Below are 15,807 nucleotides of genomic sequence, written 5' to 3'. Positions count from 1 at the left end.
TCGGCTGGACACCGACAGGTACCGGTTCGTGCTGACCGCCCACCACATCCTCCTGGACGGCTGGTCCGTGCCGCTGCTCTCCGGGGAGTTGTTCGCGCTGTACGACGCCGACGGCGACGAGAGCGTGCTGCCGCCGGTACCGCCCTACCGCGACTACCTCGCCTGGCTGGCAGCGCAGGATCAGGCCGAGGCCATCGACGCCTGGCGGAACTGCCTGGCCGAGCTGAACGGCCCGACCCTGGTCGCCCCCGACCTGGGGGCGCACCGCGACGGGGACTCCGCCGGTGGCGAATCCGCGTTGCCCGGCATGCTTGTCGAGACGCTGCCGGTCGACCTCACCCGGTCGGTGGTCGCCCGAGCCCGGTCACTCGGGCTGACCATGAGCAGTGTCGTCAACGCGTGCTGGGGGTTGGTGCTCGGCCAGCTGACCGGCCGCGACGACGTCGTCTTCGGTGGCACGGTGTCGGGCCGGCCGCCGGAGCTGCCCGGCGCCGAGCGGATGATCGGTCTGTTCATCAACACCCAGCCGGTCCGGGTCCGGCTGGCCGGCGGGACGCCGGTCAGAGAAGTGGTGCGGTCCCTTCAGGACCGGCAGGCCGAGCTGGTGCCGTACCAGTACCTCGGGCTGTCCGAGATCCAACGGTCCGTCGGTTCCGGGGTCCTGTTCGACACCATGGCGGTCTTCGAGAACTACCCGCTCGACGCGGAGAACCTGGAGCGCGCCGCGGCCGGCCTCGGCGCCGTCTCCGGCGGCACCGTCGACGCGACCCACTACGCGCTCAGCCTGGCGGCGACGCTTCGCGGGGACACCTGCACCGTCCGACTGGACCACCTGAACGACGCGTTCGGGGCGGCGGACGCCGAACGGATCCTGGCTCGGTTCGTGCGGGCGCTGGCCGCCTTCGCCGCCGCGCCCGAGCGGCCGGTGGGCACCATCGACCTGCTCGCCCCCGACGAGCGGGCACTGGTGCTGACCGAGTTCAACAGCACGGACACCGCGCGGACCGACGCGAACGTCGTGGAGCTGTTCGCCGCGCAGGCACGGCGAACCCCCGAGGCCCTCGCCGTGATCACCGACGAGCGCACCCTGACCTATGCCGAGCTCGACGCCGCCTCGGACCGTCTCGCCGGCGAACTCACCGGGCGAGGCGCCGGTCCGGAACGGCTGGTGGCGGTCGCCCTGCCGCGCTCCGCCGACCTCGTGACCGGTCTGCTGGCCGTGTTGAAGTCGGGCGCCGGGTACGCGCCGATCGACCCGGCGCAGCCTGCCGCCCGGATCGCCGCCCTGCTCGCCGACCTGGCGCCCGAACTGGTGCTGACCAGTGCCGCGACGGCGGACGCCCGGCCCGAACTCGGTGACCGCCCGGTGCTGGCCGACCGGCCGGAGACCTGGCGCGACGAGCCGGTGCGCCGGCACCCGGTCGGGCCGGACAACGTCGCGTACGTCATCTACACCTCGGGCTCGACCGGCCGGCCCAAGGGAGTCGTGGTGACCCACGCCGGGCTCGCCAACCAACTGCGCTGGCTTGCCGCGGCGCACCCGGTGGGGCCTGACGACGTCGTGCTCGCCCGCACCGCGGTGACCTTCGACGCGGCCGGCTGGGAGCTGTGGCTGCCGCTGCTGAACGGCGCGGCCGTGGCGCTGGCCCCGGCCGAGGTGGGCCGGGAGGGGGCCGACCTGGTCGCGTTCGTCGAGCGGGTCGGCGTCACCGTCGCGCAGTTCCCGCCGTCGCTGCTGGCCGCGTTGCCGGCACCGAGTGGGCAGCACCGGCTCGCTCGGGTCTTCGCCGGCGGCGAGGCCCTGCCGGTGGCGCTCGCCCGGGACGTGGCCCGCGACTGGGGCGTGCGGGTGGTGAACCTGTACGGCCCGACCGAGACCACGATCCAGGTGACCTCGATGACGTGGACTCCGGACGACCCGGAGCCGCGTACCGTGCCGATCGGCCGACCGGTGGCGGGCACCCGGATCTATGTGCTGGACGCCGCCCTGCGGCCGGTCCCGGTTGGCGTGTCGGGCGAGATCTACATCGCCGGGGCCCAGTTGGCGCGCGGCTACCTGGGCCGCGCCGGACTGTCGGCCGAGCGGTTCGTCGCCAACCCGTTCGGGCCACCCGGGTCCCGCCTGTACCGCACCGGCGATCTGGGCAGCTGGCGCCGCGACGGCGCGCTGCGCTTCCAGGGTCGCGGCGACGACCAGGTCAAGGTGCGCGGTTTCCGCATCGAGCTGGGCGAGGTCGCGGCGGTCGTGGCGGACCATCCCGACGTGGACCGGGCCGCCGCCGTGGTCCGCGAGGACGTGCCGGGGCTGCGCCGGCTGTCGCCTACGCGGTGGCCCGGCCGGGCCGCGCGCCGACGACCGAGGACATCCTGGAGCACGCCCGCGGCCTCGCGCCCGAGCAGTTGGTGCCGTCCGCGGTGGTGGTTCTCGACGCGCTGCCGGTGACCGCGCACGGCAAGCTCGACCGGGCCGCGTTGCCGGCGCCCGAGGCGCCCACCGCGCCCCGGCGGCGTCCACCCGTCGGCGAACCGGCGACGACGGTGGCCGCCCTGGTCGCCGAGGTGCTCGGCCAACCCGAGGTCGGCCTCGATGACGACTTCTTCGCGCTGGGCGGCGACAGCATCGTCTCGATCCAGTTGGCCAGCCGGGCCCGTAAGGCCGGGCTGGTGCTCAGCGTCCGGGACGTGTTCACGCACCGCACTGTGGAACGGCTGGCCCGGGCCGCCCGACCGGTGGCCGCGGTGGCGCCGGTCGTCACCGACGACGGCGTCGGCGAGCTGCCGCTCACCCCGATCATGCATCGGCTGCGGGAACGTGGCGGGCTTGTCGACAGGTTCAGCCAGACCATGTCCACGCAGGTTCCGGCCGGGCTGCGCAGCGCGCACGTACAGGCCGCGGTGGCCGCCCTGCTGGACCGGCACGACGCGCTGCGGCTGCGTCTGGTCGTCGACGCCGAGGACCGCTGGTCGCTCGAGGTGCCCCGGCCCGGCACGGTCTCGCCCGCCGACTGCGTCCGCCGGGTCGACGTCACCGGGCTGTCGCCCGCCCGGATCGACGCGGTCGCCGCCGAGCAGATCCGCGCGGCGTCGGCGCGGCTCTCCCCACGCGCCGGTCGGATGATCCAGGTCGTCTGGCTCGACGCCGGCCCCGAGGCGCCGGGGCAACTCCTGCTGGTCGTGCACCACCTCGCGGTCGACGGCGTGTCGTGGCGCATCCTGCTGCCCGACGTCGAGGCGGGCCTGCGCGCGGCCGCCGACGGCGCGGAGGTGCTCCTGGACCAGGTGGGCACCTCGCTGCGTGGCTGGGCACACCGGTTGGTCGAGCTGGCCGCCGACCCGGTCCGGGTGGCCGAGCTGGGTTACTGGCGTGACGTGCTCGCCGCGCCGGACCCGCTGCTGACCCCGCGTCGGCTCGATCCGGCCCGCGACGTGGTCGCCGTGGGCCGGCAGTTGCCGGTGCGGCTGCCGGCCGCGCTCACCGACGCGCTGCTGCAACGGGTGCCGACGATGTTCCGCGCGGGGATCGACGAGATCCTGCTGACCGCGCTGGCGCTCGCGCTGCCGCGCTGGCGCGCCGACCGGGCCGGCACCTCGGTGCTGGTGGCCATGGAGGGGCACGGTCGCCACGACCTCCCCGGAGTCGACCTCTCCCGCACGGTGGGCTGGTTCACCAACCTGTTCCCGGTCCGCCTCGACGCCGGCGGCGGCCACGACGGCACGGCGGCCAACGTGTCGGCGGCGCTGCGGGCGGTGAAGGAGCAACTGCGCGGCGTACCCGACAAGGGGTTCGGCTTCGGCCTCCTGCGTCACCTCAATCCGGAGACCTCGGTGCAGCTCGCCGCCCTCGCCGAGCCGCAGGTCGGCTTCAACTACCTCGGGCGGATCGGGGTGTCTGTCGACGACGGTCCGGACCAACCCTCGACCGCGCCGGTCCGCCAGCTCGCGGGCGCCGACGCCGACATGCCGCTCTCCCTGGCCGTCGACCTCAACGCCGCAGTCCAGAAGACCTCCGACGGCGAGCGGGTCGTCGCGACCCTGACGTACTCCGCGGAGCTGCTGACCGACGCCGACGTTCGTGCCCTCGCGGAGCTGTGGTTCGCCGCCCTCGCCGACCTGGCGGCGCTCGCCGACCGGCCGGACGTCGCCGGCCTCGCTCCCTCGGACGTGCCGCTGCTGGAGGTGACGCAGGACGAGATCGACCAACTGGCCGCCGGCTGCCCGGCGCTGTCCGACCTGCTGCCGTTGGCGCCGTTGCAGGAGGGCCTGCTGTTCCACGCGCAGTACGACGACGACAAGGTGCCCGACGTCTACACCATCCAGGCCGCCATCGAACTGCGTGGCACCGTCGACGCCGTCGCGCTGCGGGCCGCGATCCGGACCGTGCTGCGCCGGCATCCGAATCTGCGCGCGTCGTTCGTCATGCGCGCGTCCGGCCCGCCGGTGCAGGTGATCGCGGACGACGTCGACCCGGACTGGGTCGAGACCGACCTGCGGGACCTGCCGGACGCGATCCGGGGGAGCGAACTCGACCGGGTGCTCGCCGAGGACCGCACCACCCGGTTCGACCTGAGCCGTGCGCCACTGCTGCGCTGCGCGCTGATCCGGCTGGGCGACGACGAGCACCGGTTCGTGTTGACGGTGCACCACATCCTGCTGGACGGCTGGTCGATGCCGCTGCTGATGGCGGAGGTGTACGCGCTGTACGGCACCCGGGGCGACGACTCGGCGCTGCCGGCGCCGGTGCCGTTCCGCGACTACCTCGTCTGGCTGGCCGGGCAGGACCGCGCCGCGTCGCACGCGGCGTGGCGGGACGCGCTGGACGGGGTCGACGAGCCCACGCTCGTGGTGGCCGGCGACGTGCGACGCGATCCGGTGGTGCCCGAGCGGGTGGCGCTGCCGCTGCGCGCGGGTCTCGCCACGGATCTGGCCGGCGCGGCCCGCACCGCCGGCCTCACCGTGAACACTGTCGTGCAGGGCGCCTGGGGGTTGACCATCGGTCAGCTCACCGGCCGCTCCGACGTGCTCTTCGGCGCGACCTCGGCCGGCCGTCCGCCCGAGCTTCCGGGCGTGGAGGCCATGATCGGCCTGTTCGTGAACACCCTGCCGGTCCGGCTGCGAATCGATCCGGCGACGCCGCTGGCCGACCTGCTCGGCGAGTTGCAGGAGCGGCAGGCCGGGCTGATGGCGCACCAGCACCTCGGGCTGGCCGAGGTGACCCGGCTGGCCGGGGTCGGTGAGCTGTTCGACACCCTGGTGGTCTTCGAGAACTACCCGATCGACGTCGAGAGCCTGCAGCGTTCGGCCGACGAGTTGGGTGTCGCGGACGCGGAGGTCAAGGACGCCGCCCACTATCCGCTCAGCCTGGCCGCGGCGCTGCGCGGCGAGGAGCTGTCGCTGCACCTGTCGTTCCGGCCGGACCTGGTCGAGGCGGCAACCGCGCGGGCGCTCGGTGCCCGGCTGGTGTCGGCCCTGGAGGGCTTCGTGGCCGCGCCCCGGCAACCAGCCGGACGACTGGACCTGCTGTCGGCGCAGGAGCGGCACCGCGTCCTCGTCGAGTGGAACGACTCGGCACACCCGGTGCCGGAGCAGACCTGGGCCGAGCTGTTCGAGCGGTGGGTCCGCGACACTCCGGACGCGCCCGCCGTCGAGGACGGCGACCTGGTGCTCAGCTACGCCGAGGTGAACCGGCGCGCCGAGGCGTTGGCGGCCCGGCTGGTCGCCGCCGGGGTGGCCCTGGAGCAGCGGGTCGCGTTGGTGCTGCCACGATCCGTGGAGTTCGTCGTCGCGGTGCTGGCCGTCTTCAAGGCCGGCGCGGCCTATCTGCCGGTGGACCCGGGTTATCCCCCGGAGCGCATCGACTACGTGCTGACCGACGCGGCCCCGACCGCCCTGCTCACCACCGGCGCGCTCGCCCCCACCCTGCCGTCGACGAACGCCGTCGTCCTGCTGCTGGACGACCCGACGGCGACCGCCGGCGCGCCGTGGTCGCCACGTTCGGTCTCCGTCGACAACGCCGCCTATGTGATCTACACGTCCGGTTCGACAGGGCGGCCGAAGGGTGTCGTGGTCACCCACCGCGGCGCGGCGAGTCTCGGTGGTGCCGAGGCGGAGAAGTTCGAGGTCCGGCCAGGCAGCCGGATGCTGCAGTTCGCCTCGCCGAGTTTCGACGCCGCCTTCTCGGAGATGTCGGCGACCCTGCTGGCCGGCGCCACGCTGGTGCTGGCCCCGGCGGAGCGGCTGCTGCCCGGCCCGGATCTGTCGGCGCTGCTCGCCGAGCGGCGGATCACCCACGCCATGCTGCCGCCGGTGGCGCTCGCCGCCCTGCCGGTGCCCGGCCTGCCGGCCGGCATGGCCCTGATGGCCTGCGGTGAGGCGTGCGCGCCGGAACTCGTCGCGCGGTACGCACCGGGCCGACTGATGGTCAACGCCTACGGGCCGACCGAGACCACCGTCTGCGCCACCATCAGCGACCCGCTGGAGCACGGCGAGGTGCCGCCGATCGGCCGTCCGCTGTGGAACGCGTCGGTCTACGTGCTGACGGCGGGGATGCAGCCGCTGCCCGTCGGGGTGGTGGGGGAGTTGTACGTCGGCGGTCCGGGGCTTGCCCGCGGGTACGCCAACCGGCCGGGTCTGACGTCCGAGCGCTTCGTCGCGAATCCGTTCGGCCCGCCCGGTTCCCGGCTCTACCGCACCGGCGACCTCGCCCGGTGGCGGCCGGACGGCAGTCTCGAGTACGCCGGGCGCAGCGACGCCCAGGTCAAGATCCGCGGTATCCGCATCGAGCTGGGCGAGATCGAGTCGGTGCTCACCGCGCACGCCGACGTCGAACAGGCTGTCGTACTGGCGCGTGAGGACCAGCCCGGACGTCGCCAGCTCGTGGCCTACGTGGTTCCCGGTGCCGGCCGCTCGATCAGCGTCTCGGTGCTCCGGGAACACGCGGTGGCGACGCTGCCGGAGTTCATGGTGCCCGCGGCGTTCGTGGTCCTGGAGACGATTCCGTCGACAAGCAACGGCAAGGTCGACCGCCGCGCCCTGCCCGCCCCCGAGTTCGGTGCGGGTGCGGCGGCCCGCCCACCGCGTACCGCTACCGAACGGCTGCTCTGCGACCTGTACGCCGAGGTGCTGGGGCTGGCCCGGGTCGGCGTCGACGAGAGCTTCTTCGAGCTCGGCGGCGACAGCATCGTCTCGATGCAGCTGGTCAGTCGGGCCCGGGCGGCCGGTCTGCGGTTCTCTCCGCGCGACATCTTCACCCACCGGACCCCGGCCGCGCTGGCGGCGGCGATCGGTGTGCTGGACGAGCCGGAACCGGCCCGCACGGCCGCGTCCACCGACGGAACCGGAGAGCTGCCCCTCACCCCGATCATGCACTGGTTGCGGGAGAGCGGTGGGTCGATCGAACACTTCAACCAGACCATGTCGGTGCCCGTGCCGGCGGGCCTGGACCGGGCGGGTGTGCTCGCGGCGGTGCAGGCGGTGCTTGACCACCATGACGCGCTGCGCTGCACCCTGCACCGGCTCGGCCCCGACTTCGGCTGGTCGCTGACGATCGCGCCGCCCGGCGCGGTCCGCGCCGACCAGGTGGTGCGGCACGTGGACGGCTCCGATCAGGACCCGGACGACCCGGCGCTCGAGGCGTGGGCGGCCGAGTGGGTGACGACGGCGCAGGGCGAGCTGAGCCCGGACGACGGCGTGGTTCTGCGCTGCGTCTGGTTCGACTCCGGGGCGGGCCGTCCCGGACAGCTCGCCGTGATCGCCCACCACCTGGTCATCGACGGGGTCTCCTGGCGGGTGCTCCTGCCCGACCTGCAGGAGGCGTTCGCGGCGTGCCTCGACGGTCGGCCGGTCGAGCTGGCGCCGGTCGGCACCTCGCTGCGGAGCTGGTCCGCGCAGCTCGCCGTGGAAGCCAACCAGCCCGACCGGATGCGCGAGCTGACGCTCTGGCGGGAGCTGCTCGGTACCGACGACCCACCGCTCGGAACGCGCCCCCTCGACCCGGCCCGCGACACGTTCGGCACCGCCGGGCTCATCGAGTGCCGGCTGCCGGCCGGGATCACCGAGCCGCTGCTCGGCGCGGTTCCGGCCCGGCACGGTGTCGGGGTGAACGACGTCCTGCTCACCGCGTTGGCTCTCGCGGTGGCGGGCTGGCGCCGCCGGACCGGCCGCAACGAGGGCTCCGCCGTGCTGGTGAATCTGGAGGGGCACGGGCGTGAGGAGCTGTTCCCGGACGTCGACCTGTCCCGGACCGTCGGCTGGTTCACCAGCTCCTACCCCGCCCGGATCGACCCCGGCACGGTGGTGGGGGAGGACGGCCGGGTCCCCGACCTCGCGGCGGCACTGCGCAGGGTGGCCGGGCAACTGGCCGACATCCCGGACAGCGGGCTGGGCTACGGGTTGCTTCGCTACCTCAACCCGCAGACCGGCCCGGTGCTGGCCCGCTTCGCGGCTCCCCAGATCGGCTTCAACTACCTGGGCCGCCTCGGCTCGGCGAGCGAGCCGCAGGACAGCCCGGACGAACCGGCCGAGGGCGGTGGTCCGGACCTGAGCCGGATGGCGGACGCGGACATGGCGCTGCCCCACGCGCTGAACGTGAACGCCACAGCGGTCACCCATGCCGACGGTGTGCGCCTTGTCGCGCACTGGACCTGGCCACGTGAGGTGCTGACCGAGGCGGAGGTCCGCGACCTGGCGACGGAGTGGTTCCGGATGCTGGAGGCGGTGGCGGCGCTCTCCGCCGGGCCGGCGTCGGCTCCGGCGCCGCCGACGAACCCGACGTGCTGCCGCTGGCGCCGCTACAGGCCGGGCTGCTGTTCCACGCCCGCTACGACGAGCGCGGTGTCGACCTGTACAACGTCCAGCTCGTCTTCGATCTGACCGGTGAGCTGGATCGGGTCGCGCTGCGCCGGGCGGCCGAGACGGTGCTGCGCCGGCACGAGAACCTGCGCGCGGAGTTCCGCTCCGACAGTGACGGACAACCGGTGCAGGCCATCCACCGTGCCGTCGAGGTGCCGTGGGTGGAGACCGACCTGCGCGGGCTCGCCGACGACGCGCTCGCGGCGGAACTCGACAGGTTGACCGCGGCGGACCTCGCGCAGCGCTTCGAGCTGCGGCGGCCCCCGCTGATCCGGTTCATCGTGGTGCGTACCGGCGAGCAGAAGCACCGGCTGCTGGTGACCCATCACCACATCCTGCTCGACGGCTGGTCCGGCCCGATCATGCTGGGCGAGCTGTTCGCGCTCTACGGCGCGGGCGGTGACGACAGCGGGCTCCCCCCGGTGGTGCCGTTCCGCAACTACCTCGCCTGGCTGGCCGAGCAGGACCCGCAGGCCGCCGCCGAGGCCTGGCGCGCCGCGCTGGCCGGCCTCGACGAGCCGACCCTCGTCGCGCCGGCCCGGCGGGACCGCCCGCCGATGCGGCCCGACCCGGTCGCGCGGCTGCTGCCGGCCCGGACCACCGCCCTGGTGGGGGCGCAGGCGCGTCGGCACGGTCTCACACTGAACACGGTCGTTCAGGGGGCCTGGGGCCTGCTCCTGTGTGGGCTCACCGGGCGGCGGGACGTGGTCTTCGGCGAGACGGTCAACGGCCGTCCGACGGATGTGCCGGGCGTCGACCGGATGGTCGGTCTCTTCGTCAACACCCTGCCGGTCCGGGTTCGCGTCGAGCCCGCCGACACCCTCCTCGACGTGCTGGTCCGGCTCCGCGAGCAGCAACTGGGCCTGCTGCCGTTCCAGCATCTGGGGCTGGGCGAGATCCAGCGGCTGGCCGGCCACTCCGAGCTGTTCGACACCGCGACCGTGTTCGAGAACTTCCCGGTCGACGTCGGGGGCCTGGCGGAGGCGACCCACGGCCTCGGGGTGGTCGACGGCACCATCCGCGATGCCACCCACTATCCGCTGGCCCTCGCCTCCGGGCAGACCGGCCAGCAGCTCTCAGTGCGGCTGTACCACCGGACCGACGTCTTCGACGCCGACACCGTCGCCCTGCTGGCGCAGCGGCTGGAAGGCATCCTCGAAGCGTTCGCCGCCGACCCGCAGCAGCCGGTCACGGACGCCGAGGCGCTGCCGGCCGCCGAGCGGGAGCAGGTGCTGACCCAGTGGCACGGCCCGGTCCGACCGGTGCCGTCCGGCGGGTTCGCTGAGTTGTTCGACGCCGCCCTGCCGGCCTGGCCGGACCGGACCGCGGTGACGGACGTCGCCAGCGGGAGGCAGCTGACGTACGCCGAACTGGCCGCCGCCAGCACCCGGCTGGCGGTTCACCTGGCCGATCAGGGCGTCGGACCGGAATCCGTGGTGGCGGTCGTGGTGCCCCGCTCGGCGCTGTGGCTGACGGCGATGTTGGCCGTCTGGCGGGCCGGTGGCAGCTATGTCCCGGTCGACGCCGAGCTGCCCGCCGAGCGGCTGAGCTGGCTGCTCGCGGACGCCGCGCCGGCACTGGTGCTGACCGTCACCTCGGTGGCCACAGCGGTCTCCGGCGCCTGGACGGGCCGGACCATCGTCCTGGACGACGCCGCGGTGGAGGCGGCCGTCGCCGCGCGGGCCGCGACCGCGCCGCCGGTGCGGCTGCGGCCGGAGCACGCGGCCTACATGATCTACACCTCCGGCTCCACCGGTACCCCCAAGGGTGTGGTGGTGTCGCACGCCGGCCTCCCGGCGCTGGCCGGCTCGCACGCCGAACGGCTCTCCATCCAACCCGGCGACCGGGTGCTACAGGCCGTGTCGCCCTCGTTCGACCCGTCGATCGGCGACGTGGCGATGACCCTGCTGTCCGGGGCGACGCTGGTGCTGGCCCCTGGTGGACGACTGCGACCGGCGACGACCTGGTCACCCTCATCGACACCGCCGAGGTGACGCACGTACAGGTGTCGGCCGGCGTTCTCACCACCCTGCCGGACGTCGCGCTGTCCGGCCTGCGCACGCTCGTGGTCGGCGGTGAGGCACCCGCGCCGGAGCTGGTCGAGCGCTGGTCGCGCGATCGGCGGCTGCTCAACGCGTACGGGCCCACGGAGGCCACGGTCGCGGTGTCGATGAGCGCGCCGCTGTCGGGGGCGATCCATCCGCCCATCGGCACCGGGCTGTGGAACGTTCGCCTGTACGTGCTGGACGAGCGGCTGCGTCCGGTCGGCGTCGGCGTGGTCGGCGAGCTGTACCTGGCCGGCGACGGGCTCGCCCGCGGCTACGCGGGACGGCCCGGGCTCACCGCGACCCGGTTCGTCGCTGACCCGCACGGCACGGGCGGGCGGCTGTACCGGACCGGTGACCTGGTGCGCGGCCGTGGCGACGGATCGCTCGACTTCGTCGGTCGCAGCGACAGCCAGATCAAGCTACGCGGCCATCGGATCGAACCCGGCGAGATCGAGGGTGTGCTGGTCGACCATCCCAGCGTGACCCAGGCCGCCGTGCTGGTCCGCGCCGACCAGGCTGGCCAGCGGCAGCTCGTCGCCTACGTCACCGGCTCCGCCGTCGACAGCGGTGCGCTGCGGGCGTGGCTGCGCCAACGGCTGCCCGAGCACCTGGTGCCCGCCGCGGTGGTGCCGATGGACGCGTTGCCGCTGACCGCGAACGGGAAGCTCGACCGGGCGGCGCTGCCCGCGCCGCGCTACGAGGTCAGCACCGGTGGACGAGCCCCCCGCACGCCGCAGGAGCGGGCGCTCGCCGAGCTGTTCGCCGAGGTCCTCGGGCTGCCGGCGGTCACGGTCGACGACGTCTTCTTCGATCTGGGCGGCCACTCGCTGTCGGCCACCCGGCTGGTCAACCGTGTTCGTGCCGTCCTGGGCGTCGACCTGCCGATCAGGGCGGTGTTCGAGGCACCGACCGTCGCCGCGCTGGCCGAGCGGGTGAACGCCGCCGCGACCGCCCGGCCGGCGCTGGAACCCCGACCGCGCCCGGCTGTGCTGCCGCTGTCGTTCGCCCAGCGGCGCCTCTGGTTCATCAATGCCGTGGAGGGCAGCAGCGGTTCGTACAACATGCCACTGGCCCTGCGGCTCACCGGCGAGCTCGACGTGGCCGCGCTTCGCGGGGCGCTCGCCGATCTGGCCGGTCGACACGAGAGCCTGCGGACGATCTACCCGGACGTCGACGGGGTGCCGCATCAGCGCATCCTGTCCGCCGCCGAGGCGGCCCGGTGCTGGACCAGCTCACCGCCGCCGAGGAGCAGGTTCCGGAGGTGCTGGAGCGGCTGGCGCTGCGGGGCTTCGACCTGGCGGTCGAGCCGCCGCTGCGGGCGCACCTGCTGACCGTCACCGAACACGAGTCGATCCTGCTGCTGGTGCTGCATCACATCGCGGCCGACGGCGCGTCGATGGGGCCGCTCGGGCGCGACCTGGCCACCGCGTACGCGGCCCGGACCGACGGGCGAACGCCCTCGTGGCCGCCGCTGCCGGTCCAGTACGCGGACTACGCCCTCTGGCAGCGCGACGTCCTGGGCGACGAGGAGGACCTGGACAGCCCGATCAGCCAGCAGCTTGGCTACTGGACGCGGGCCCTGGCCGGCCTGCCGGAGGAGCTGCGCCTGCCCGTCGACCGGCCCCGTCCGCCGGTCGCCGGGAACCGGGGTGGCCAGGTGCGGGTGTCGATCCCGTCGCCGCTGGCCGCCCGGCTCACGGCGTTCGCCCGGGAACGCGGGGCGAGCCTGTTCATGGTTCTGCAGAGTGGCGTCGCCGCGCTGCTGACCCGGCTCGGGGCCGGCACCGACGTTCCGCTCGGCACGGTCGTCGCCGGCCGTACCGACGAGGCACTCGACGACCTGGTCGGGTTCTTCGTCAACACGCTGGTCCTGCGGGCCGACACCAGCGGGGATCCCGACTTCCGGACCCTGGTGGACCGGGTCCGCGCCGTTGACCTGGCCGCGTACGCCAACCAGGACGTGCCGTTCGAGCGGCTGGTCGAGCAGCTCAACCCGGCCCGGTCGCTGGCCCGCAACCCGCTGTTCCAGGTGCTGGTGAGCCTCACCGCCGACGGCGCGGGGGAGTTGGCGCTGCCGGGGTTGTCGATGACGCCGCTGACCGTGCGGTCCGGCGTCACCAAGTTCGACCTCTTCTTCAACTTCGCCGGTGGCGAGGGCGCTGGGGGAAGAGGGCTGGACGGGGTCATCGACTACGACGCCGCGTTGTTCGACCGGGCCACCGTCGAACTGATGGCGGCCCGGCTGGTGCTGTTGCTGACCGCCGCGATGGCCGAGCCGGACCGGCCGATCACCCAGATCGAGCTGCTGGCCGAGGCGGAACGACGCCGGTTGGTCGAGGAGTACAACGACACCACCGCCGCCGGCCCGAGGGACATGTCGGTGCCGCAGGCCTTCGCGGCCCGGGTCCGACGGTCCGGCGCCGCGATCGCGCTGGTGGACGGCGCGCGGATCCTCAGCGCCGCCGGCCTGGCGGCGCGGGCGGACCGGCTGGCCCGTCGGTTGGTCGCCGCCGGCGTCGGGCCGGAGTCGCGGGTGGCCGTGCTGCAGGAGCGTTCGCTGACCCAGATCGTCTCGCTGCTCGCGGTGCTGCGTGCCGGCGCGGTGTACGTGCCGCTGGACAGTCGATACCCGGCGGCCCGGATCGAGCTGATCCTCGACGACACCGACGCGCGGCTGGTCCTCGCCGACAGCGCCTCGATGCCGCTTCCGTTCGCCGCCGACGTTCCGGTGCTCGTCGCCGACGCCGACGCCGACGCCGACGATGCTGGCATCGAACTGCCGGGGAACCCCCACCCCGACCAGCTCGCCTACATCATCTACACCTCCGGCTCCACCGGCCGGCCGAAGGGCATCGGGGTGACGCACCGCGACATCCTGGCGCTCACCGCCGACCGGCGCTGGCGCGACGGGCACGAACGGGTCCTGGTGCACTCGCCGCTGGCGTTCGACGCCTCGACCTACGAGCTGTGGGTGCCGCTGCTCAACGGCGGTGAGCTGGTGCTGGCGCCGCCCGGGCAGCTCGATGCCTCGGCGGTGCGCCAACTCGTCGCCGACCACGGCATCACCGCGCTCTGGCTCACCGCGGCGCTGATGCACCTGCTCGCCGAGCAGGACCCGAGCTGCTTCGCCGGCCTGCGCGAGCTGTGGGCCGGCGGTGACCAACTGCTGCCCGCGGTGGTCCGTCGGGTGCTGGAGTCGTGCCCGGACCTCGCGGTGTCGAACGGCTACGGACCCACCGAGACGACCACGTTCGCGACGTCGTACCGGATGACCGTGGCGGAGAGCGTCACGCACACGGTTCCGATCGGCCGCCCGCTGGACAACATGCGCGTCTACGTGCTGGACGACCGGCTGGCGCCGACCCCCGCCGGCGTCCTCGGCGAGCTGTACATCGCCGGTGCCGGGGTGGCCCGGGGCTACCTCGGGCGGGCCGGGTTGACGGCGCAGCGCTTCGTGGCGGATCCGTTCGACCCACGGGCCGGGCGGATGTACCGCACCGGCGACCTGGTGCGCTGGAACGCCGACGGTCAGCTCGAGTTCGCCGGCCGGGTCGACCACCAGGTGAAGGTCCGCGGCCTGCGGATCGAGCTGGGGGAGATCGAGGCGGCGCTCACCGAGCATCCGGACGTGACTCAGGCGACCGTGCTGGTCCGCGAGGACGAGCCGGGGCGCAAACAGCTGGTGGCCTACCTCGTGCCGGCTGCGGTCGACCCGGCGGACGTGCGTGCCCGGATCGCCCGGACACTGCCGGAGTACATGGTGCCGAGCGTCGTCGTGCCGCTGGCGAACCTGCCGTTGACGGCGAACGGCAAGGTGGACCGGGCGGCGCTGCCCGCTCCCGCGGCGGGTGGCTCGGCCACCTCCCGTGGCCCGCGTACCCCACGCGAGGAGGTGCTCTGCCAACTCTTCGCCGAGGTGCTCAACGTGCCCCGGGTCGGCATCGACGACAACTTCTTCGAGCTGGGCGGCGACAGCATCGTCTCCATCCAGCTCACCAGCCGGATCAGGAGCACGCTGGGCGGCACGCTGACCAACCGGGGCCTGTTCGCGGCGCCGACCGTCGCCGAACTCGCCGACCTGCTCGACGGCGGTGCCGGGCAGGGCGACGGCTTCGGCCTGCTGCTGCCGCTGCGCACCGGGGGCTCCCGCCCGCCGCTGTTCTGCCTGCCCCCGGTCGGTGGTGTCAGCTGGGTGTACGGCGGGTTGCTGCGACACCTGCCGGCGGAGGTCGGCCTGTACGGCATCCAGGCACGCGGGCTCTCCGCCCCGGCCGAGCTGCCCCGCTCGATCCCCGAGATGGCCGAGGAGTACCTGACCGTCATCCGGTCCGTCCAGCCGAACGGCCCGTACCATCTGCTCGGGTGGTCGATGGGTGCCCTGTTGGCCCACGAGGTCGCCCTCCAGTTGCAGGCACGGGGCGAGCGCGTCGCCCTGCTGGCCAATCTGGACCAGCCGCCGATGACCCGTGAGATGGTCGCCGGGCAGATCCCGGTCGCCGACGAGGAGAAGGTGCTCGGCGCGCTGCTCGACTTTGTCGGCCACGACCCGGCCACGTTCGGCACCGGGCCGCTGGACCACGACGAGGTGATGACGGTCCTGCGCGCCGAGGGCAGCTCACTGGCCAGCTTCGACGAGCAGCACATCCTGCGCATCGGCGAGGTGACGAACAACAACTGGGACCTGGTGGTGGACTACCGTCCGGGCGTCTTCGACGGCGACCTGCTCCTCGTCGTGGCGGCGGCGGATCCGGCAACCGCCGCCGAGGTCACCACCGAGCGGACGGCGCAACTGCGGCCGTACGTCAGTGGTCGGATCGACGCGGTCGACGTGCGTTGCGAGCACCGGCAGCTACTGCAACCGGGCCCGGTCGCCGAGGTCGCCCAGATTCTCCGCCAGTACCTGGTGGAGTGA

The 15,807-nt window shown here is 73.8% G+C and carries 5 protein-coding genes and 1 pseudogene (1 of these 6 running past the window's edge); all 6 read left to right on the top strand.

Annotation, left to right across the window (positions count from 1 at the left end; all coding sequences use genetic code 11):
* A pseudogene (locus JM949_RS02615) lies at positions 1–904 on the top strand (amino acid adenylation domain-containing protein); its annotated part reaches 15,931 nt to the left of the window's first position; the annotation flags it as partial.
* Positions 884–2,443, top strand: a complete 1,560-nt coding sequence (locus tag JM949_RS39530; protein WP_407664681.1) for a non-ribosomal peptide synthetase — start codon at positions 884–886, stop codon at positions 2,441–2,443. The pseudogene JM949_RS02615 and the gene JM949_RS39530, both read left to right, overlap by 21 nt.
* On the top strand, positions 2,329–8,868 hold the full coding sequence (locus JM949_RS02605; RefSeq protein WP_203146855.1) for a non-ribosomal peptide synthetase: 6,540 nt from the start codon (positions 2,329–2,331) through the stop codon (positions 8,866–8,868). The genes JM949_RS39530 and JM949_RS02605 overlap by 115 nt, the downstream gene beginning before the upstream one ends.
* Positions 8,769–10,841 (top strand): condensation domain-containing protein, encoded by a 2,073-nt coding sequence (locus tag JM949_RS02600; protein WP_203146854.1) that lies wholly within the window; start codon positions 8,769–8,771, stop codon positions 10,839–10,841. The genes JM949_RS02605 and JM949_RS02600 overlap by 100 nt, the downstream gene beginning before the upstream one ends.
* A complete protein-coding gene (locus tag JM949_RS38395) occupies positions 10,838–12,226 on the top strand; it encodes an AMP-binding protein (RefSeq protein WP_203146853.1) in 1,389 nt (462 codons plus the stop codon). Before JM949_RS02600 ends, JM949_RS38395 begins: the two co-directional genes overlap by 4 nt.
* A complete protein-coding gene (locus JM949_RS02590) occupies positions 12,115–15,807 on the top strand; it encodes a non-ribosomal peptide synthetase (RefSeq protein WP_203146852.1) in 3,693 nt (1,230 codons plus the stop codon). Before JM949_RS38395 ends, JM949_RS02590 begins: the two co-directional genes overlap by 112 nt.

Source organism: Micromonospora tarensis, from assembly GCF_016803395.1.
In the GTDB taxonomy this organism is placed as follows: domain Bacteria; phylum Actinomycetota; class Actinomycetes; order Mycobacteriales; family Micromonosporaceae; genus Micromonospora; species Micromonospora tarensis.
This window is presented reverse-complemented; position numbering and strand designations above follow the sequence as displayed.